At 52.6% G+C, this 20,773-nt stretch carries 15 protein-coding genes; 6 read left to right on the top strand and 9 right to left on the bottom strand.

The window, feature by feature from the left end:
• Positions 1 to 47 precede the first annotated feature (47 nt).
• Positions 48 to 566 carry a bifunctional 3-hydroxydecanoyl-ACP dehydratase/trans-2-decenoyl-ACP isomerase gene (gene fabA / locus M1D91_RS08410; RefSeq protein ID WP_437431331.1) on the top strand — a complete coding sequence of 173 codons (519 nt, stop codon included), beginning with the start codon at positions 48 to 50 and terminating at the stop codon, positions 564 to 566.
• 64 nt (positions 567 to 630) lie between these two features.
• Here the strand turns inward: fabA and rmf are convergent, their stop codons facing one another.
• The 6 genes from rmf to rlmKL form a co-directional block, all read right to left on the bottom strand.
• Entirely contained in the window at positions 631 to 798 is a 168-nt protein-coding gene (rmf, locus tag M1D91_RS08405) for a ribosome modulation factor (protein WP_437431330.1), read from the bottom strand.
• A 255-nt stretch (positions 799 to 1,053) separates the two neighbouring features.
• The gene (gene pqiC / locus M1D91_RS08400) at positions 1,054 to 1,620 is read right to left on the bottom strand and encodes a membrane integrity-associated transporter subunit PqiC (RefSeq protein ID WP_437431329.1); all 567 of its coding nucleotides are present in this window, start codon (positions 1,618 to 1,620) and stop codon (positions 1,054 to 1,056) included.
• Positions 1,617 to 3,257: an intermembrane transport protein PqiB gene (gene pqiB, locus M1D91_RS08395; RefSeq protein WP_437431328.1), complete on the bottom strand. Its 1,641-nt coding sequence runs from the start codon at positions 3,255 to 3,257 to the stop codon at positions 1,617 to 1,619. The genes pqiC and pqiB overlap by 4 nt, the downstream gene beginning before the upstream one ends.
• Positions 3,258 to 3,260: 3 nt before the next feature.
• Entirely contained in the window at positions 3,261 to 4,514 is a 1,254-nt protein-coding gene (gene pqiA, locus M1D91_RS08390) for a membrane integrity-associated transporter subunit PqiA (protein WP_437431327.1), read from the bottom strand.
• A gap of 14 nt (positions 4,515 to 4,528) precedes the next feature.
• Positions 4,529 to 6,436 carry an ABC transporter ATP-binding protein gene (locus tag M1D91_RS08385; protein ID WP_437431326.1) on the bottom strand — a complete coding sequence of 636 codons (1,908 nt, stop codon included), beginning with the start codon at positions 6,434 to 6,436 and terminating at the stop codon, positions 4,529 to 4,531.
• A gap of 12 nt (positions 6,437 to 6,448) precedes the next feature.
• Entirely contained in the window at positions 6,449 to 8,557 is a 2,109-nt protein-coding gene (gene rlmKL / locus M1D91_RS08380; protein ID WP_437431325.1) for a bifunctional 23S rRNA (guanine(2069)-N(7))-methyltransferase RlmK/23S rRNA (guanine(2445)-N(2))-methyltransferase RlmL, read from the bottom strand.
• Positions 8,558 to 8,656: 99 nt separating this feature from the next.
• Here rlmKL and M1D91_RS08375 point away from each other — a divergent pair, with 99 nt between their 5' ends.
• Positions 8,657 to 9,766, top strand: a complete 1,110-nt coding sequence (locus tag M1D91_RS08375) for a YcbX family protein (RefSeq protein WP_437431324.1) — start codon at positions 8,657 to 8,659, stop codon at positions 9,764 to 9,766.
• Here M1D91_RS08375 and zapC read toward each other — a convergent pair.
• The 3 genes from zapC to pepN form a co-directional block, all read right to left on the bottom strand.
• On the bottom strand, positions 9,763 to 10,305 hold the full coding sequence (gene zapC, locus M1D91_RS08370) for a cell division protein ZapC (protein ID WP_437431323.1): 543 nt from the start codon (positions 10,303 to 10,305) through the stop codon (positions 9,763 to 9,765). The two genes, M1D91_RS08375 and zapC, sit on opposite strands and share 4 nt — an antisense overlap.
• Positions 10,306 to 10,474: 169 nt before the next feature.
• Positions 10,475 to 11,485: a quinone-dependent dihydroorotate dehydrogenase gene (gene pyrD / locus M1D91_RS08365; RefSeq protein WP_437431322.1), complete on the bottom strand. Its 1,011-nt coding sequence runs from the start codon at positions 11,483 to 11,485 to the stop codon at positions 10,475 to 10,477.
• Between the two features lie 387 nt (positions 11,486 to 11,872).
• Positions 11,873 to 14,485: an aminopeptidase N gene (gene pepN, locus M1D91_RS08360; RefSeq protein ID WP_437431321.1), complete on the bottom strand. Its 2,613-nt coding sequence runs from the start codon at positions 14,483 to 14,485 to the stop codon at positions 11,873 to 11,875.
• A gap of 266 nt (positions 14,486 to 14,751) precedes the next feature.
• Here pepN and pncB point away from each other — a divergent pair, with 266 nt between their 5' ends.
• The 4 genes from pncB (at position 14,752) to M1D91_RS08340 (ending at position 20,751) form a co-directional block, all read left to right on the top strand.
• Entirely contained in the window at positions 14,752 to 15,954 is a 1,203-nt protein-coding gene (gene pncB / locus M1D91_RS08355; RefSeq protein ID WP_437431320.1) for a nicotinate phosphoribosyltransferase, read from the top strand.
• A 329-nt stretch (positions 15,955 to 16,283) separates the two neighbouring features.
• Positions 16,284 to 17,684: an asparagine--tRNA ligase gene (asnS, locus tag M1D91_RS08350; RefSeq protein WP_437431319.1), complete on the top strand. Its 1,401-nt coding sequence runs from the start codon at positions 16,284 to 16,286 to the stop codon at positions 17,682 to 17,684.
• Between the two features lie 588 nt (positions 17,685 to 18,272).
• Positions 18,273 to 19,376 (top strand): porin, encoded by a 1,104-nt coding sequence (locus M1D91_RS08345; RefSeq protein ID WP_437431318.1) that lies wholly within the window; start codon positions 18,273 to 18,275, stop codon positions 19,374 to 19,376.
• 184 nt (positions 19,377 to 19,560) lie between these two features.
• On the top strand, positions 19,561 to 20,751 hold the full coding sequence (locus tag M1D91_RS08340; RefSeq protein WP_437431317.1) for an amino acid aminotransferase: 1,191 nt from the start codon (positions 19,561 to 19,563) through the stop codon (positions 20,749 to 20,751).
• The last annotated feature ends 22 nt before the right edge of the window (positions 20,752 to 20,773 follow it).

Raw genomic sequence — 20,773 nt, 5'->3', positions numbered from 1 at the left:
TGTTAGCTATCCTGCGTCCGAAACTCACAATAAGGCTTACTGAGAACATGGTAGATAAACGCGAATCCTATACAAAAGAAGACCTTCTTGCCTCTGGTCGCGGAGAGCTGTTTGGCGCTAAAGGCCCGCAGTTGCCAGCACCAAGCATGCTGATGATGGACCGTGTGGTCAAAATGACCGAAACCGGTGGCAATTTTGACAAAGGCTATGTAGAAGCTGAACTGGATATCAATCCGGACCTGTGGTTCTTCGGCTGCCATTTCATTGGCGACCCGGTGATGCCAGGCTGCCTCGGTCTTGACGCTATGTGGCAGCTGGTTGGTTTTTATCTGGGCTGGCTGGGTGCGGAAGGTAAAGGTCGCGCATTAGGTGTGGGTGAAGTGAAATTCACCGGCCAGATTCTGCCAACGGCGAAAAAAGTCACCTACCGCATTCACTTTAAACGTGTCATTAACCGTCGTCTGGTCATGGGTCTGGCAGATGGCGAAGTACTGGTTGATGGACGTGTAATCTATACGGCATCCGATCTGAAAGTAGGTCTGTTCCAGGATACATCCGCTTTCTGATAGCCGGACGCCCTACGCGCGAAACCTCCGCATGGCGGAGGTTTCTTTTTCTAAAGAGACAGAATCAAGCAATAACGGCCCTGTCTTCCATGGCTTCTCGCCAGCCTCCAAGCCAATAGGACCTTTGATTCAGCGTCTGATAAGGACACATTTCTTTAGGCCGTCCGGTAATGCCGGCCTGATATCCACGTTGATGTGCCCGTTCCAGGCGATCTCGTTTTTGTCTCTTCATGCCTCGTTTCCCTCATTTTTCTGGTCTGGTGGAAAAGAAAACAGTGGTCATAAATCGTGCAACCACAGGCTACGAATACCCTGGATAAAGTTTGACGTCAATGCGCAAAATTCACGCCAGTGTCATAAATGTGACCTGGAAAAGAATTCGTTTGTACAAAAAGTGTGAGCCAGTACAAGTAACTGTATGAGAAAAAGAGACAAAAAAGCCGCCACCTTTACCAGCATGACGGCCTCAGCGCGGCATTAATTTTACTTATGGTAAGCGTTTAAGCTCCCCGGCTATGCTGGCTGCTTCCTGCTGCCACGCCTGCGCCAGCATTTTAACCATTTCATCATAGCCATCCTGCTGCTGCTTCAGCTCAACATGGAAGGGGCGCTTGGTTAACTGACCCTGATGATTCAACAACCATTCGCCACTGACAATCACCCGCCCGTCGTAGCGTCCATGAAACCCTGTCACCGTCACGTTGAGGGTGTCCTGAACACTGCCGAGCGGTTGTGAAGCAACAACCCATCCCGGTAGCTGTTTACTGAGACCGGCCACCAGCGTAGTTCGCAGCTGTTGATCAAGCGGGCTCGCCCACAGGTTTTTAGTCGCGATGACATATTTCACATCGGAGGTCTGGTATACCACGCCGTTCCCGGCAAGATAATCGGGCACGCTGACCTGTTCAACCCAGAGCAAACGCTGCCCACGGGCATCGCCCGCGGCTGTGGAGGTGAATTGAGGTGACGGTAGCTGATAGTAGTTTTTGCTGTCATCCCCTGAGCTACAGGCGGTCAGCAAGACCGCCAGCAGTGCTACTACTCCTTTCTTCATTCTTTCGCCCTCTTCGGCTGCGGATCGTCTTTGCCTTTTGCTTCAAATACCAGCGCGTTGCTCTTCTCATTCAGGGTCTTAAGAACAGGTTGCAGCTCGCGCAAGACCTGATCAAGGCGCTGCATATCAGCAACCATTTTGTTATACGCCGCGGAGCCTGGCTGGAAGCCTTGCATACTGCGGTTGAGTTCTCGCAGGGTGCCCTGCATATCAGCAGGCAGTTGCTGCACTGACTGACTGGCGGTCAGTTTGTTCAGATTATCGAGCGTCTTCTGCAGACGGCGCATCGTTTGTTGCGTTTCTGAAAGCGTATTGGTTGCCTGCGAAATCATCGGGTTCAGCGGCAGGTTATTGATTTTGTCGAGCGTATCCATCAACCGTTGCTGGATCTGTGCAAGGCCGCCACTCACTGTAGGGATGATACGGTGCCCGCCAAATTCCGGCATTTCGTTAACCACCGGTGCTTTAGGGTAGAAGTCGAGATCAACATACAGCGCGCCGGTGACAATATTGCCAGTCTTTAAGGCTGCACGCAGACCACGTTTCATCAGCTCAGTGAGATGACTATCGATATTGGCATCGCCACCAAACTGATTGGCAATGCGTTCCGGCTCAATGCGTATCAGGATGGGGATCCGGTAATCATCATTCAGTTTCTGCCGCATCTCAGGCGTGAAGTACGGGACTTTCTCAACGGTACCCAGTCGGATACCACGGAACTCAACGGGCGCCCCTGGCTGAAGACCGCGAATAGAGTCTTTGAAGAACAACAGATAGTCAGTGTGCTGGGTATAGAGTGATTCCCGAATGCTCCGCTGGTCATCAAACAGCATAAACGCCGTTTTTTCCGCCACCGGCTCCCCTGCTTCGTTGCCCTCCGGCACATCAAAGCTTACACCGCCCCCAAACAGGGTGCTCAGGGAACCCATTTCAACACGCATGCCTGCTGAAGTGAGGTCAACAGCGATACCGCTGTCTTTCCAGAAACGCACGTTACTGGTTACCAGCCTGTCATTCGGCGCATTGATAAAGAGTTGATAGGTAATGGTGCGTTTTTCAGTATCAAAGGTACTGGTTTCAACCGAGCCCACCCGATAGCCGCGGAACAGCACCGGATCCCCCGGCGAGAGCTGCCCTGCTTTTTTGCTGTCGAGAATCACACGGATGCCTTTCGCATCTGGCGGTGCAAGCGGTGGTGAATCCAGCAGCTTATAGTTATCCGGCTGGGTGCCTTTTTTGCCGGGCTGCAACTCAATATAGGCGCCGGAGAGCAGTGTACCCAGTCCGCTAATACCCTCACGGCCTACCTGAGGTTTTACTACCCAGAACACCGAGTCGTTATGGAGCAGTTTCTCCATCCCGGTATTCAGGCGTGCCTTAATTTCAACATGCGTCAGGTCATCGGTAAGCGTCGTACTTTCAACCACACCCACATCCACGCTACGGCTTTTTATGGTGGTTTTACCCCCAACGATACCTTCAGCGTTGGTTGTGATGAGCGTAACCTCAGGCCCCTGATGGCTGTAATGGTAAAAGAGGATCCATGCGCCTATGAGAGCCGTCACGATCGGGAAGATCCAGACCGGCGACCAGTTCTTTACTTTCTGCACCTTGGCCTCCCCACTTTTATTCTCCATGTTTTACTGCTCCTTATGGCTTGATTCAGGATCTCTGTCCCAGCTCAGACGTGGATCGAACGTCATAGCCGCAAACATGGTGACAATCACCACTAACGCAAACATCAGCGCCCCAATAGCCGGATAGATGTTCATCAGTCCGCCCATTCGTACCAGTGCCGATAATACGGCAATGACAAACACATCAATCATCGACCAGCGCCCCACAAATTCTACGATTTCATAGACAACATGCATGCGCTCACTGTCCCGACGGCCATGGCCTTTTGCATCCCAGCAAAGCCAGGCGATGGCGATCATCTTCAGGGTGGGTACCATAATACTGGCGATAAAAATAACCAGAGCGACAGGATAAGATCCCTCACTCCAGAGCAGTATGACTCCGGCCAGGATGGTGGAGGGCATCCGGTCGCCCAGGAGATCGGTTATCATGATTGGCAGGATGTTAGCCGGAAGATACAGCATGATGGAGGTAACCAGTAGTGCCATCGTCCACTGCAAGCTGTTTCTGCGCCGTACAAACCCTTTCGTATGGCAGCGTGGGCATACCGGTTCATCCGCTTCAACAATGGCCGTGCAGCACGGACAGCTTCTCAGCCCCTGACGGATCCCAGGCACCCCTACCTGCAGCGGTCGGGACACGGGTGGGGCGGGCGCTAAGTCATCCCACAACCAGTGACGATCCACGCACTGCACCGTGCGTAGCTGCAGCAGACAAAACAGGCACCAGGGAATAAAACTGCTGCCGATGCCGACGTCACCGTAAGCCATTAGCTTCACAAAACTTACCAGCACTCCGGCGAGGAAGATTTCCGCCATTCCCCAGGTTCTCAACTGGAAAAGAACACGTGCCAGAAAGGTTTTTGTTCGCAAGGACAGGGGGACGCGATTGACTAACAGTAAAATCGTGACCAGGCAAAAAGCAGGCACAAATTGTACGAAAAGCAGGAAGAAGGTTCCCAGGCTGGCGTAATCTTCCGAGAACATCACGCCGGGAATCTGCAGCAGTGTCACTTCGCTTGTAACCCCGGCAACTTTCATGTTAACGAAAGGAAAGAGATTCGAGAGCAGCAGCATGAACAGTGCCACCAGCGCATACGCCGTAGGTCGTTGCCGTGGTTCATCCCAGCGCGTGGTCAGTGTAGTGCCACAACGCGGGCAAGCCGCCTTGTGGCCATGTTGCAACGCCGGTAACGCCACCAGCAAATCACATTGCGTACAAAGAATGTGAGGCGTGGAAAGATGATGTTCGCACATACTGGCTCCCTGAATTATGCGCCGTTTTTCAGAGCCTCCAGAGACTCCCAGCGTTCAAACGCCTCCTCCAGCGCTTGTTCCGCCTGCGCCAGTTCGGCTAAGACTTTTTGGGTGTGGTCATGAGGCTGGCTGAAGAAGTTGCCGTCCGCGACCTGAGCCTGCAATGCTTCCAGCTCTGCTTCCAGGGATTCCAGTTTCTGGGGCAGTTGTTCCAGCTCACGCTGCAGGTTATAGCTTAGTTTGTTCGCGCCGCGTTTGACAGTATCCGCTTTAGCAGCCGGTTGCTTTGTCTCTTTCTTGGCAGGGTGCGCTTTAAATGCCTGCGACGACGACTGTTGACCCCGCGCATCATGATACCCGCCGACATAGCGACCAATCTGACCGCCGCCTTCAAAAATCCAGCACTCGGTCACCGTGTTATCGACAAACTGACGGTCATGGCTCACCAGCATCACCGTACCCTGATAGCCATCAATCAGCTCCTCAAGCAGTTCCAGGGTTTCGACATCCAGATCGTTGGTCGGTTCATCGAGAATCAGTAGATTGCTGGGCTTCAGGAACAGGCGCGCCAGCAGCAGGCGGTTTCGTTCCCCACCGGATAACGCACGTACTGGCGTCATGGCACGTTTCGGGTGGAACAGGAAGTCCTGCAGATAGCCCAGCACATGACGAGGCTTTCCATTCACCATCACTTCCTGTTTGCCTTCCGCCAGGTTATCCATCACTGTTCTGTCGGGATCGAGTTCAGCGCGGTGCTGGTCGAAGTAGGCCACTTCGAGCTTAGTACCACAGTGCACGCGCCCGCTGTCTGCCTGCAACTGACCCAGCATGAGTTTCAGCAGCGTCGTCTTACCGCAGCCGTTCGGGCCAATCAGCGCAATTTTATCGCCACGCTGAACCTGGGCAGAGAACCCTTTCACCAGCACTTTGCCATCGACCTGATAATGGACGTTTTCCATTTCAAAAACGATTTTGCCAGAGCGGGTGGCCTCCTCTACCTGCATCTTCGCCGTTCCCATGACTTCACGACGCTCGCTACGCTCACGGCGCATGGCTTTAAGCGCACGAACACGTCCTTCGTTGCGGGTGCGACGCGCTTTGATGCCCTGACGGATCCAGACTTCCTCCTGCGCCAGCTTGCGATCGAACTCAGCGTTTTGCAGCTCTTCAACGCGCAGGTTCTCCTCTTTTTCCAGCAGGTAAGTGTCGTAATCGCCAGGGTAGGTCACAAGCTTACCGCGGTCGAGATCCACGATGCGCGTCGCCATATTGCGAATAAATGAACGGTCGTGAGAAATAAAGATGATGGTCCCGCTGAAGGTTTTCAGGAACCCTTCCAGCCAGTCGATCGTTTCAATATCCAGGTGGTTCGTCGGTTCATCAAGGAGCAGCACACGTGGCCCGCTGACCAGCGCACGGCCCAGCGCCGCTTTACGCAGCCACCCTCCGGAGAGGGATGCCAGAGGCATATCCGCTTCCAGACCTAATTGCGCCAGCACCTCATTAATGCGGCTTTCAAGTTGCCATAAGCCGTGATGATCGAGTAAATCCTGAAGCCGCGCCATTTCACTGAGATTCTTCTCGCTGGGATCGGTCATCACCAGGTGGGAGATGTCGTGATAGCGCTTCAGATATTCAGCCTGCTCTTCAATCCCCTCAGCCACAAAGTCGTAAACGCTGCCGCTAACGTTACGCGGTGGGTCCTGCTGCAGACGCGCCACCACCAGATCCTGCTCATACACAATGCGACCATCGTCAAGACCTTGCTCACGGTTAAGGATCTTCATGAGCGTCGACTTGCCCGCGCCGTTACGCCCGACCAGGCAAACGCGTTCATTTTCTTCGATATGCAGTTCTGCATTATCAAGGAGAGGCGCATCGCTGAAGGACAGCCATGCACCATGCATACTAATTAATGACATCTATTTATCCTTTCAGGCTGAGGTAACCAGCCAGCAGTTATGGATTTGACGGTTGCGGGCAAAATCTTGCGATTGCGTTTTCTGGGTAATTTCTTGTGCTTTCAACCCAAGCTCAGCCAGCCCTTCAAGGTCCATGCGAAAACCGCGTTTGTTGTTGGAGAACATAATTGTGCCGCCTTTACGCAGCATACGTTTTAGATCTTTCATGAGTGCCAGGTGATCGCGCTGAACGTCAAACGACTCTTCCATACGCTTCGAGTTTGAAAACGTAGGGGGATCGATGAAGATCAGATCGAACTGTTCGTTGGTATCTCGCAGCCAGCCCAGGACATCGGTCTGAAGCAGTCGGTGCGCACGCCCGCTCAGTCCATTGAGGCGCAGGTTACGCTCCGCCCATTCAAGATAGGTGCGGGACATATCCACCGTGGTGGTACTTTTGGCACCGCCCAATCCTGCATGCACGCTGGCGCTACCGGTATAAGCAAAGAGATTCAGGAAATCTTTACCTTTGCTCATCTGCCCCAGCATACGTCGCGCAATTCGATGATCGAGGAACAGGCCGGTATCAAGATAGTCCGTCAGGTTAACCCACAGGCGCGCATTGTACTCACCGACCTCGAGGAATTCCCCTTTTTCATTCATCTTCTGATACTGGCTGCTGCCCTTCTGCCGTTCGCGCGTTTTCAGCACCAGTTTATTAGGTGCAATCTCCAGTACCGCAATGGTGGCAGCAATGATATCGAACAGACGCTGGCGTGCTTTATTCGCATCAATGGTTTTTGGCGCAGCATACTCCTGGACCACCACCCAATCCGCGTAGCGGTCAACCGCCACGTTATAATCCGGCAAATCGGCATCATAAAGGCGATAACATTCAATGCCTTCCTGTCGCGCCCATTTTTCCAGTTTTTTCACGTTTTTACGTAAACGGTTAGCGTAATCCTTCGCCATAGATGGCGCACGGACTTCACCGGTGGTTTCCGCGAGGTGATAGTTTTTCTGCACGCAGTCGAGCGGGCCGTTCTTGGCTTTGAACTGGCGCTCCGCGCGTAATTGCAGACAATTAAGTAAATCGACAGAGGCACTGAACAGCGACAGATTCCAGCCGCCGAACTGCGATTTCAGGGTACGACCCAGCAGACTATGCAGGGCAATCAACGCCGGCTCGCTCTCCAGGCGCTCACCGTAAGGCGGGTTACTGATGACAGTGCCATAAGGTCCTTTGGGCAGCGGATTAGTGAGCTTCGCCGCATCCTTCACCTCAAAAGTGATCAGATCGGCAATGCCTGCACGACGGGCGTTACGCTGAGCGCGCTCCAGTACGCGCGCATCGTTATCAGAACCGTAGAAATGAGACGCGTAGTCGGCAAGACCTTTACGTGCGCGGGCCTGTGCCTCCGCTTTTACTTCCTGCCAGAGGGCATCATCATGCTGCGCCCAGCCGCCAAAGCCCCAGTGACCACGATGCAAACCCGGCGCACGGTCGGTGGCCCACATTGCAGCTTCGATCAACAACGTACCGGAGCCACACATGGGATCTAACAGCGGCGTACCCGGCTGCCAGCCAGAGCGCATTACGATGGCGGCGGCGAGGTTCTCTTTAATCGGCGCGATACCGGTGCGATCGCGGTAACCACGCAGGTGTAATCCCTCACCGCTGAGATCCAGAGAGATATGCGCCGTCTCTTTATTCAGCCAGACATTAATACGGAGATCCGGTTGTTCACGATCGACATTGGGACGCGGCAGGTTTTTACGGGTAAAGCTGTCAACTATCGCATCTTTAACCTTCAGAGCACCGTACTGGCTGTTACGTATCTCGTCGTTCAGTCCGCTAAAATGTACGGCGAAGGTCGCGTCGGTGTTGAAAATCTCCGTCCAGTTTATCGCCTGCACGCCGAGGTAGAGATCAAGGTCGCTGTAAACCTTGCACTCGCCGAGGGGCATCATAATGCGCGAGGCCAGTCGGCTCCACATCAGGCTGGTGTAGACAAGCCGTGTGTCACCATGGAAATGGACGCCCCCCTGAACCACCTGACACTCTGCGGCGCCAAGGCTTTCAAGTTCAGTTTTTAACAGCTCTTCCAGCCCACGGGCCGTACTGGCAAACAGAGAAATCATAAGGTCACTTAACTTTAAAGAAAATTGTTGCGCATTATAGCCAATCTGACGTGCATGTCATAAAGTTGAAGGCTTATTTTCGTCGGCAGAGGAAACGGCGTGGCTACCCTCTCGCGTCTTTTTATACATCCGGTTAAATCTATGCGCGGTATTGGCCTTACGCATGCGCTGGCAGACAGCAGTGGTCTGTCATTTGACCGTATCTTCATGGTCACTAAACAGGATGGCACCTTTATTACAGCGCGGCAGTATCCGCACATGGTGCGCTTTATTCCCTCCCCTTTGCCTGACGGTCTGCATCTGACCGCGCCGGATGGCACCAGCGCGGTGGTACGTTTCGCTGATTTTTTACCAGAGGGCGAACCCACCGAGGTGTGGGGAAACCACTTCACTGCCCTGGTTGCGCCAACGACCATTAATCGCTGGTTGAGCGGCTTTTTTGACAGCGAGGTGCAGTTACGCTGGGTTGGCCCGACGCTGACGCGGCGCGTCAAACGCTTTGATGCTGTACCGCTCTCTTTTGCCGATGGATTTCCGTTCCTGCTAACCAATGAGGCGTCACTGCGCGATTTGCAAAATCGTTGCCCGGCCAGTGTCAGCATGGAGCAGTTCCGCCCTAATCTCGTGATTACGGGCGCTCAGGCGTGGGAGGAGGATAGCTGGCGGGTGGTGCGCATTGGTGAGGTTATCTTTGATGTCGTGAAGCCATGTAACCGCTGCGTGCTGACCACCGTTAACCCGGAGCGCGGGCAGAAACATCCCTCTGGCGAGCCGCTCAATACATTAATTCGGTTTCGCACCGCACCGGATACCGGCAGTGTCGACTTCGGGCAGAATTTAATTGCCCGCAATAGCGGTGTCGTGAGGGTTGGTGACGCGCTCGCCGTGCTGGATCGCGCGCCGGCCAAACCCTATGGTGCGGGTAAGGTTGTGGGCTCCATCGAACCCGAACAGCAGACCGCAGGCGAAGTGGATATTGTCTGGGAAGGGAAACGGTTCCGGGGAAACAATCAGCAGATCCTGCTTGAGCAACTGGAGAGTCAGGGCATCCGCATCCCCTATTCCTGTCGGGCGGGTATTTGCGGCTCTTGCCGCATTCAGCTTATTGAAGGTGACGTCAAGCCGTTAAAACAATCGGCGGTGTCGGCTGAGGGTTCCATTTTGAGCTGCTGTTGTGTGCCGAAAACGTCCTTAAAACTTAAAGGTTAAACCGCCTGCTCATAGCTGAAGCTATCAACATGAAGTTGTGGCTTCAGTCGGTCATTCATCACTTTTATTGCGTCACCTAACTGCATGGTGCGTCCGGCTATCACCACCCCGGGCTGCGCCAGCAAGCAGAGGGCCGCGTTTTCACCGGACTCCACCACCAGCAGATTCACCGACTCACCGGTATCACTTAACGAAACGCTGGCAGCCATTCCCGGTGCGGGAGACCAGGGGGCGTTGTGGCTCATAAAGTGCCAGCTTTTTGGCATTTGTGGTTTCAGAAAGCGGATGGCAACCAGCGCATTGAGCACCAGTTCAGCGCGCTGCTCGTTGCTGAGCATAAGATCCCGACATTTTTCGTCGAAGGAGAAATAGAGGGCTGCGTCATCGACACAGAATCCGCAGGGAGAGAACGCATCCGGGGTAAGCATCTTACGGGCAAAACGTGAACGGAAAATCATGCCATTGGCCAAATCGAGCATCATGCGATCGTGCTCATCATCATAAAACCAACGCCAATTATCATCAGGTTTAATTCGCATACCGTTCCCCCTCGCCCTTGGTCATCCCTTAATCCCAAAGTCCTTTTTACCGCTTCGCTTATTACCAGAATTAAGAAAAGACTAAAATGTACAAATTAGCAACAGTGAGGGAATATAAATCAACCAGGGCCTGAAATAAAGCCCTGGCGGGGTAATTCGGGAGAAAAGATCAGATGTGGGTAACGATTTCTTTAATCAGTGGAGGACCTTTAAAAATAAACCCGGAATAGATCTGAACCAGCGAGGCACCGGCTTCCAGCTTCTCGCGTGCGGCAATCACCGAATCGATGCCCCCTATGCCAATAACCGGCAAGCGACCTTTTAATTCCGCGCTGAGCTGGCGAATAATTTCAGTACTCTTTAATTGTAATGGGCGTCCACTTAACCCACCCGTTTCATTGCAATGTTTCATTCCCTGAACCAGAGAGCGTTCGAGCGTTGTATTGGTGGCAATGACGCCATCAATATTGTGGCGAACTAAACTGTCAGCGACCTGAATCAATTCCGCTTCGCAGAGATCAGGGGCGATTTTCACGGCGACGGGCACATATTTATGGTGGATTTGTTGAAGCGCCGCCTGTTTAGTTTTTATCGCGCTTAACAGTTCATCCAGCGCTTCGCCATATTGCAGTGTGCGCAGCCCAGGGGTATTTGGCGATGAAATATTAATAGCGATATAACCTGCATAGGCATAAATTTTCTCCATGCAAATCAGGTAGTCATCTTTACCCTGCTCCACCGGCGTGTCTTTATTTTTGCCGATGTTAATGCCCAGGACGCCGTCAAAACGGCTCTTTTTCACATTCTCAACAAGATTATCAACCCCAAGGTTATTAAAGCCCATGCGGTTGATTAACCCTTCAGCCTCCACCAGACGGAAGATACGCGGCTTGTCATTACCCGGCTGCGGGCGTGGGGTTACCGTACCAATCTCAATAGCGCCAAAACCCATTGCGCCCAGCGCTTCAATGCATTCTCCGTTTTTATCCAGGCCCGCCGCCAGTCCGAGCGGGTTTTTAAACGTCAGACCCATACACTGCACCGGTTTTTCCGGCAGGCGCTGACGCACCAGCGCTTCAAGGGGCGTCCCTGATACACGACGTAGCTGTTGGAAGGTAAACTCATGAGCGCGCTCAGGATCGAGCTGGAAAAGGGCTTTACGAACGAAGGGGTAGTACATGAACTCTCCTGGATTCCCGGTGTGCAAACCGGGGGCGTATTATCTGTGATAACCGGAAGAAAGGGAATTGACCTGGGGCAAAAAAAGACTATCTCGACGCAATCGATTACCTGGCCAGCTGTTTTTATGCCTTTTTTCGCGTTTTAACGTCGAATAATGTATCTAAAGGAATAGTTCCCCTCTGCCAGACGTACTCTCGCGCTGGGTGTTACCAGGCAATGGACGCAGCGGTGATAAGGCGTAACCATGAACGTGGTCACTTTAGCGGAGCGCTCACGTTACCATCCGCTTCCAGCGTCTTGCCTGAACAAGCCCTTTCGCCCGTGAAGTGGCGTAAGGTATCGAGAGAAGAAACCGGGCAGGCGGCAATGCCTGCCCGGTTTACGATTACGCCAGTGCTTTACTGATTTTTTCGAACAGATCGCCGGAAAGATTATCCAGCGCTTTCAGTTTTTCCAGGGCGGCACGCATCAGCGCCTGGCGTTTCTCATCGTAGCGTTTGAGGCGGATCAGCGGCTCAATAAGTCTTGAGGCCACCTGCGGGTTACGACTGTTAAGTTCGGTAAGCATCTCTACCAGGAACTGGTAACCACTCCCGTCCTGCGCATGGAAAGCCGCCGGGTTGCTGCCTGCAAAGGCGCCAATCAGTGAACGAACGCGGTTCGGATTACTGAGGGTGAAGGAACGGTGGTGCAACAGGCCGCGAACCGTTTCAAGAACGTTATCTGCCGGGCTTGTGGCCTGCAATATCAACCATTTATCCATGACCAGACCGTCCTGATGCCATTTGTCGTCATAGGCCTGCATAAGCGCATCACGGCACGGCAACTGAGCCGCAACGGCTGCAGAGAGCGCAGCGAGTGCATCTGTCATGTTATCGGCACTATGATACTGCTGGCTGACCAGCTTATCGGCGAGCTGTGCATCACCAAACGCGATATAGCGCAGACAGGTATTGCGCAACGTGCGCCTGCCGATATCCGCATGTTCAACACGATAAGCATCGAGCTTGTTGGCGTTGTAAATCGCCAGCACCTCATCCGCCAGTTCTGTCGCCAGCGTGCGGGTCAGTGCTTCCCGCACCGTCGTAATAGCGAGAGGATCGATGACATCAAACAGTTCGGCGATTTCGCTGACCGAGGGGAGCGTCAGGATCTCAGCGGCCAGCGCCGGATCGATATGCTCATCAAGCAGAATGGCACGGAAGGCATCCGCCACGTGCAAGGGTAACGACAGCGGTTGTCCCTGCTGCTGACGGGCAACGTTAAGCTTGATGTGGGTTGCCAGCAGACTCTGCGCGGCGTCCCAACGGGAGAAATCGTTGCTGGCGTGGCGCATCAGGAACGTTAGCTGCTGATCGCTCCATTTATATTCCAGTTTCACCGGCGCAGAGAACTCGCGTAACAGTGACGGCACCGGCTGGAAGTAGACGTTATCAAAGACAAAAGTCTGCTCGGGTTGGGTCACATTCAATACATGGTGTACCGGATGCCCCTCTTTTTGCAGCGGGATTATCTTCCCTTCATTGTCATAAAGCTCAATGTCGAACGGAATATGCAGCGGATGCTTCTCCTGCTGCTCGGCCGTCGGCGGCGTACGCTGGCTGATGGTCAGAGTGTACTGTTCGGTGGCCGGATTATAGTCATCATGAACGGTAACAATCGGGGTGCCAGCCTGGCTGTACCAGCGACGGAAATGGGAAAGATCAATATTTGACGCATCTTCCATCGCCTGGACAAAATCATCACAGGTGGCGGCGCTGCCGTCATGGCGTTCAAAATAGAGCTGCATCCCTTTCTGGAAGTTCTCTTCACCGAGCAGGGTGTGGATCATGCGGATAATTTCAGCGCCTTTCTCGTACACCGTCAGGGTATAGAAGTTGTTCATCTCGATGACTTTATCCGGGCGGATCGGATGCGCCATCGGGCTGGCATCTTCGGCAAACTGCAGTCCACGCATGGTGCGGACATTACTGATGCGGTTGACTGCTCGAGATCCCAGATCCGAGCTGAACTCCTGGTCACGGAATACCGTCAGCCCCTCTTTGAGACTAAGCTGGAACCAGTCGCGGCAAGTCACGCGGTTGCCGGTCCAGTTGTGGAAATACTCATGACCAATCACGCGCTCAATATCAAGGTAGTCTTTATCCGTTGCAGTATCGGTACGGGCCAGCACGTATTTGGAGTTAAAGACGTTCAGTCCTTTATTCTCCATCGCGCCCATGTTGAAGAAGTCGACGGCGACAATCATGTAGATATCGAGGTCGTACTCGAGGCCAAAGCGTTCTTCGTCCCATTTCATTGAGTTTTTCAGCGAGGTCATCGCCCACGGCGCACGGTCCAGGTTCCCACGGTCGACGTACAACTCCAGCGCGACTTCACGCCCGGAACGGGTGGTGAAGGTATCCCGCAGGACATCAAAATCACCGGCAACCAGCGCAAACAGATAGCAGGGTTTTGGGAAGGGATCTTCCCACTTCATCCAGTGGCGACCCCTTTCAAGCTCACCCTGATCGACACGGTTACCGTTGGAGAGCAGGAACGGATACTCCGCTTTGTTTGCAATCAGCGTGGTGGTGAAGCGCGCCAGCACATCCGGACGATCAAGATACCAGGTGATATGGCGGAAGCCTTCTGCTTCACACTGTGTGCACAGTGCTTCGCCTGATTTATACAGCCCTTCCAGCGCCGTGTTTGCCGATGGGCTGATTTCATTCACAATCTGCAGCGTAAAACGTTCCGGCACATTGTCGATGACCAGTTGGTTATCTTCTTCTTTATAGTCTGTCCAGGGCTGGCCATCGATATGTAGGGAGACAAGCGTCAGGTCTTCACCATCCAGACGCAGCGGTACGGCAGTGGCGCTCTGGCGGGAGACGGAACTTATCGCAGTGACAACGGTTTTTGCGGCATCCAGGTCAAAGGTCAAGTCAATATCGCTAATCAGGTAATCCGGCGCACGGTAGTCGTGGCGGTATTTGGCTTGTGGCTGTTGTGTCATAAAAAACCTTTAGCATCTTCTGTTGGTTACGTCTCCAGTCTATTCCTGTTGCCAGAATCCCGCCACGCAGAATCTTTAACTTTCCAGGCAGAAATACCATGTTTGCTACATTTGGCTAACATGCGGCACAAAATGCGCTCGACCCGTTTAGCGCTATATGGTGTGATCGGGGTTCAATAAATCAATAAACAGGGTATACTCCGGCAGTTTTCACCTGCTTTGTTTATTGTACTAAACGCTCCTGTGAGAGGATGCTACGGCGCACCATGACTCAATTTGCCCACCCTGTTTTGCGGACACTGCTGGATACTGATGCCTACAAATTGCATATGCAGCAGGCGGTGTATCACCACTACTTCGATGTGCATGTAACGGCGGAGTTTCGCTGCCGTGGCGACGACCTGCTCGGGATTTACGCACAGGCGGTTCAGGAAGAAGTCGAGGCGATGCAGCATTTGCGCCTGCAGGAGGACGAGTACCAGTGGTTGTCCGGGCTGCCCTTCTTTAAGCCTGATTATCTCAACTGGTTACGTGACTTCCGCTATGACCCGCGTCAGGTGGTTGTGACTAATGATAATGGTAAGTTGCACATTCGCCTCTCGGGCCCCTGGCGTGAAGTGATCATGTGGGAAGTGCCTTTGCTTGCGGTCATCAGCGAGCTGGTTCACCGTTATCGTTCTCCCGAAGCCGGTATTCAGCAGGCGCTTGTGCACCTTGAGACAAAACTGGCAGATTTTGCCGCCCGAACAGACAACCTGGATATGTCAGGCTTCCGTCTGATGGATTTTGGTACCCGTCGTCGCTTCTCTGCCGGGGTGCAGCACGCGATTGTCGCTCGCCTTCAACAGGAGCCGTGGTTTATTGGCACCAGCAACTACGATTTAGCGCGTCGCCTCGCCTTAACGCCGATGGGCACCCAGGCGCACGAATGGTTCCAGGCACATCAGCAGATAAGCCCTGAACTTGCGACCAGCCAGCGTGCAGCACTGGCAGCCTGGCTTGATGAGTACCCGACACAACTGGGTATCGCTCTCACCGACTGTATTACTATGGACGCCTTCCTGCGCGACTTCGGTCCTGAATTTGCTCAGCGTTATCAGGGTTTACGCCATGACTCCGGAGATCCGGTTGAATGGGGTGAAAAAGCCATTGCCCATTATGAAAAGCTCGGTATCGACCCCTTGTCGAAGACCCTGATTTTCTCTGATAACCTGGATCTCAATAAAGCGCTTGATCTCTATTGCCACTTTGCCACACGGGTGAAACTCGGTTTTGGGATTGGAACCCGCCTCACTTGCGACATCCCGGACGTTAAACCGCTGAACATTGTCATCAAGCTGGTGGAGTGTAATGGTAAGCCGGTCGCGAAATTGTCTGACAGCCCAGGTAAAACCATCTGTCATGATAAAGCCTTTGTCCGTGCGCTGCGCGAGGCCTTCGACCTGCCGCAAATCAAAAAAGCCAGCTGAAACTGCCTGCCTGAACACCACCCTGAAGGGCATCACCTGATGTGATGCTCTTCAGGATAATTCCTTGCTCTCTGCTGCATTGATTAATTCAGCCGACCTCCCCCACACCGTGCCTGAGTCAATGATAACTTGTGTGGCGTCCTGCATTTTAGGTGGCGGCACGGGATACCCGACGCCTTAAACGGCTAACTTCCCCTTTAATTTCCGAAATCTCCTCTTCCACTGTTAATTCTGCTTGTCTGATGGCGCTCGCCAGGTAACATAGGTATCCCCCCTTTTACGGGCGGATAAATGGTTATTTTTTCCAGACAATTAACAGAGAGAATATTATGAGCGTTGTGCCTGTAGCCGACGTCATCCATAGCCGCGTTGCCGTTGACCAAGAAGTCACCGTACGTGGATGGGTGCGCACCCGCCGAGATTCAAAAGCTGGCATCTCCTTCCTCGCCGTTTACGACGGTTCCTGCTTTGATCCTGTACAGGCCGTTATTAATAATTCTCTGCCCAATTACAATGAAGACGTACTGCGCCTGACTACCGGTTGCTCCGTCGTTGTTACGGGTGTTGTGGTGGAATCGCCTGGTGAAGGCCAGAACCTGGAAATCCAGGCGACAAAAGTCGAAGTGACCGGTTGGGTTGAAGATCCGGATACCTATCCGATGGCGGCTAAACGTCACAGCATTGAGTACCTGCGTGAAGTGGCTCACCTGCGTCCGCGCACCAACATGATTGGTGCCGTTGCGCGTGTTCGCCATACGCTGGCGCAGGCTTTGCACCGCTTCTTCGACGAGCAGGGCTTCTTCTGGGTTTCGACCCCACTTATTACCGCTTCCGATACCGAAGGGGCTGGCGAGATGTTCCGCGTGTCGACGCTGGATCTGGAAAACCTGCCGCGTAATCCACAGGGCAAAGTCGATTTTGACAAAGATTTCTTTGGTAAAGAGTCTTTCCTGACCGTTTCCGGTCAGCTGAACGGCGAAACCTATGCCTGTGCGTTGTCGAAAATTTACACCTTTGGCCCAACCTTCCGCGCCGAAAACTCCAATACCAGCCGCCATCTCGCTGAGTTCTGGATGCTGGAACCGGAAGTCGCCTTTGCCGATCTGGAAGATAACGCCCGTCTGGCAGAAGCCATGCTGAAATACGCCTTTAACGCGGTGCTGACAGAACGTATGGACGATCTTAAGTTCTTCGCTGAACGTGTCGACAAAGATGCTATCGCTCGTCTTGAACGCTTTGTTGCAGCGGATTTTGCTCAGGTCGATTACACCGATGCCATCACTATCCTTGAAAACTGCGGTCAGTCGTTTGAAAATCCGGTTTACTGGGGCGTTGATCTCTCTTCCGAACATGAACGCTACCTTGCTGAGAAACATTTTAAAGCACCGGTTGTGGTGAAAAACTATCCAAAAGAGATCAAAGCTTTCTATATGCGTCTCAACGATGATGGAAAGACCGTCGCCGCAATGGATGTTCTTGCGCCGGGAATTGGTGAAATCATCGGTGGTTCTCAACGTGAAGAGCGTCTGGATGTGCTGGATGCACGTATGGCGGAAATGGGCCTGAATAAAGAAGATTATTGGTGGTATCGCGATCTTCGTCGCTATGGCACCGTGCCGCATTCCGGGTTTGGGCTTGGTTTTGAACGTCTCATTGCCTATGTGACCGGCGTGCAGAACGTCCGTGACGTAATTCCCTTCCCGCGAACTCCGCGTAGCGCCACTTTCTAAAAACATAAAGGCCAGCCGGTGCTGGCCTTTTTACTCCACTGTCATGGTTTCTTCATTTGCCTTTGCCATACTGACTCCGCGTTACCATGTTGACCTGAATTTACCTGCCTGTCGTTGAAACATTCCTGAACAAAAAATAACCCCCACCTTTCTTGCGGATTAGTTTTTCCTCATCGAATAGCACATTTGGATAAAATATACACAGCAATCCAGATGGCTGAACCTCGTCATAAGCAAAAGCTTGTTGAGAACGATTCTTGAATAAGAAATCCCGTTATCTTTATTAATTATAAGTAATTCATATAAATAGGATAAGAATGGCTGTTTTTATCGACGATTGTCTCTGAACTTTGAGTTGGTTCACAAAGTTCCTTAAAATTCATAAATTATTACATAATATTGCTTTCTGTTACTTCTTTAAGACATTTGTAGCACTTTCAGGCTAGCGAAACGATTATATGAATGGAAAGATGCCTCTCAGACACAGAAAGACACCAAACTCTCATCAATAGTTCCGTAAATTATTATTGACGGAATTTATTGGAGGCAGTGGCAGGTGTTCAAAAAAACCAATGAGGGTAATAAATAATGATGAAGCGCAATATCCTGGCAGTGGTCATCCCTGCCCTGCTGGTAGCTGGCGCAGCAAATGCTGCTGAAGTTTACAATAAAAACGGCAACAAACTGGACCTGTACGGGAAAGTTGTTGGTGAGCACGGCTTCACCACCTCCGGCGATAGCACTACTAACCAGGACTCCTCTTACGGTCAGATCGGCTTCAAAGGCGAAACTCAGGTAAACAGCGATGTTACCGGTTACGGCCAATGGGAATACCGTACCAAAGCGGGCAAAGCTGAAGGCAACCAGGACAACGTTACCCGTCTGGCATTCGCTGGTATCAAAGTAACTGACGCGGGCTCTCTGGACTACGGCCGTAACTACGGCGTGGTTTACGATGTAGAATCTTACACCGATATGTCTCCGTCCTTCTCCGGCGAAACCTGGGGTGGCGGTAACACCGATAACTACATGACCAGCCGTTCTACCGGTGTTCTGACCTACCGTAACAGCAACTTCTTCGGTCTGGCTGATGGTCTGAGCCTGGCGCTGCAGTATCAGGGCAAAAACGATCGTAGCGACGACATCGAACGTGGCAACGGCGACGGTTTCGGTACCTCCCTGGGCTATGAGTTCGGTGAAGGCTTCGGCGTGATCGGCGCATACAGCACCGCTAACCGTACCAAATACCAGAAAGACGACGGCAAAGGCGAGAAAGCAGAGAGCTGGGCTGTTGGTGCAAAATATGATGCGAACAACGTCTACCTGGCAACTGTTTACGCAGAAACCCGTAACACCAGCATCCTTGGTAACAGAGTTAACGACGACAAATCTGTTGCTAACAAAACTCAGAACTTCGAAGTTATCGCACAGTACCAGTTCGACTTCGGCCTGCGTCCGTCCGTATCTTACGTTCAGTCCACCGGCAAAGCACTGGGCCTGGATAACAACGGCAACACCGTTTCCAACGACCTGGCTAAATACGTGACCGTTGGTGCGTACTACTACTTCAACAAAAACTTCAACGTATACGGCGACTACCGTATCAACCTGCTGGATGACAAAGACAGCCAGTACTACTCCTGGGTTGGTACCTCCGATAACGTAACTCTGGGTGTAACTTACCAGTTCTAATCAGCATACCTCGTTATTATATGCATGATAAACAGGGCTTCGGCCCTGTTTTTTGCTTTATGGAAGAACAACCTTCTGTCGTGCAAAAAGACGCACGCTTTTTATTGCAAACGGTTGGCAATCACTGGTTCTCCCGTTACCCTGATAGCGGACCTCCCTTCTGTCATCACAATGGAACCTTGTCATGTTTGAGATTATAACCGCTGCCCCGGCTGACCCTATTCTGGGTTTAGCCGATCTGTTTCGCGCCGATGAACGTCCAACCAAAATCAACCTGGGTATTGGTGTCTATAAAGACGAAACCGGCAAAACCCCTGTTCTGACCAGCGTAAAAAAAGCTGAACAATATCTGCTGGAAAATGAAACCACCAAGAATTACCTCGGCATAGACGGTATTCCTGAATTTGGTCGTTGCACCCAGGAACTGCTGTTCGGAAAGGGCAGCGCCATTATCAGTGACAAACGCGCCCGTACGGCACAGACACCAGGTGGCACGGGCGGTTTGCGTGTCGCGGCTGATTTCCTGGCCAAAAATACTTCAGCTAAGCGCGTGTGGGTAAGTAATCCGAGCTGGCCAAACCATAAAGGCGTGTTCAATTCCGCGGGTCTGGAAGTGTGCGATTACGCCTATTACGATGCGCAACACCATGCGCTTGATTTTGATGGCATGCTGGCAAGCCTTGAAGGTGCTGTCGCAGGGGACGTGGTCCTGTTCCACGGTTGCTGCCATAACCCTACCGGGATCGACCCGACGCTGGAGCAGTGGGAAACGCTGGCCAGACTGTCAGTAGAAAAAGGCTGGCTCCCGCTCTTTGACTTTGCCTATCAGGGTTTCGCTCGTGGCCTGGAAGAGGATGCGGAAGGGTTACGTGCCTTTGCTGCGCTTCATGAAGAACTGATTGTCGCCAGCTCCTTCTCTAAAAACTTTGGCCTTTATAATGAACGTGTCGGCGCCTGCACACTGGTCACAGCCAATAGTGAAACCGCCGACCGCGCTTTCAGCCAGATGAAAGCGACCATTCGTGCGAACTACTCCAACCCACCCGCACACGGCGCTTCTGTGGTGGCGACCATCCTTGGCAATGATGCTCTGCGCGCTATCTGGGAACAGGAGCTGACGGATATGCGTCAGCGCATTCAGCGTATGCGTTTGCTGTTCGTAAATACTCTGCAGGATAAAGGTGCAAACCGCGATTTCAGCTTTATCACTAAACAGAACGGCATGTTCTCGTTCAGCGGTCTGACGAAAGAGCAGGTTCTGCGTCTGCGGGAAGAGTTCGGGGTGTACGCTGTCGCGTCGGGGCGCGTCAATGTCGCCGGAATGACGCCAGATAATATGGCACCGTTATGTGAAGCCATTGTCGCCGTGCTTTGAGTCAGGGTGATCATAAAAAAGC

The organism is Enterobacter sp. SA197 (assembly GCF_054131575.1).
This window is presented reverse-complemented; position numbering and strand designations above follow the sequence as displayed.

Coding starts and splice junctions, on each gene's coding strand:
- fabA (WP_437431331.1), top strand. CDS start 48: ATGGTAGATAAACGCGAATCCTATACAAAAGAAGACCTTCTTGCCTCT.
- rmf (WP_437431330.1), bottom strand. CDS start 798: ATGAAGAGACAAAAACGAGATCGCCTGGAACGGGCACATCAACGTGGA.
- pqiC (WP_437431329.1), bottom strand. CDS start 1,620: ATGAAGAAAGGAGTAGTAGCACTGCTGGCGGTCTTGCTGACCGCCTGT.
- pqiB (WP_437431328.1), bottom strand. CDS start 3,257: ATGGAGAATAAAAGTGGGGAGGCCAAGGTGCAGAAAGTAAAGAACTGG.
- pqiA (WP_437431327.1), bottom strand. CDS start 4,514: ATGTGCGAACATCATCTTTCCACGCCTCACATTCTTTGTACGCAATGT.
- M1D91_RS08385 (WP_437431326.1), bottom strand. CDS start 6,436: ATGTCATTAATTAGTATGCATGGTGCATGGCTGTCCTTCAGCGATGCG.
- rlmKL (WP_437431325.1), bottom strand. CDS start 8,557: ATGATTTCTCTGTTTGCCAGTACGGCCCGTGGGCTGGAAGAGCTGTTA.
- zapC (WP_437431323.1), bottom strand. CDS start 10,305: ATGCGAATTAAACCTGATGATAATTGGCGTTGGTTTTATGATGATGAG.
- pyrD (WP_437431322.1), bottom strand. CDS start 11,485: ATGTACTACCCCTTCGTTCGTAAAGCCCTTTTCCAGCTCGATCCTGAG.
- pepN (WP_437431321.1), bottom strand. CDS start 14,485: ATGACACAACAGCCACAAGCCAAATACCGCCACGACTACCGTGCGCCG.
- pncB (WP_437431320.1), top strand. CDS start 14,752: ATGACTCAATTTGCCCACCCTGTTTTGCGGACACTGCTGGATACTGAT.
- asnS (WP_437431319.1), top strand. CDS start 16,284: ATGAGCGTTGTGCCTGTAGCCGACGTCATCCATAGCCGCGTTGCCGTT.
- M1D91_RS08345 (WP_437431318.1), top strand. CDS start 18,273: ATGATGAAGCGCAATATCCTGGCAGTGGTCATCCCTGCCCTGCTGGTA.
- M1D91_RS08340 (WP_437431317.1), top strand. CDS start 19,561: ATGTTTGAGATTATAACCGCTGCCCCGGCTGACCCTATTCTGGGTTTA.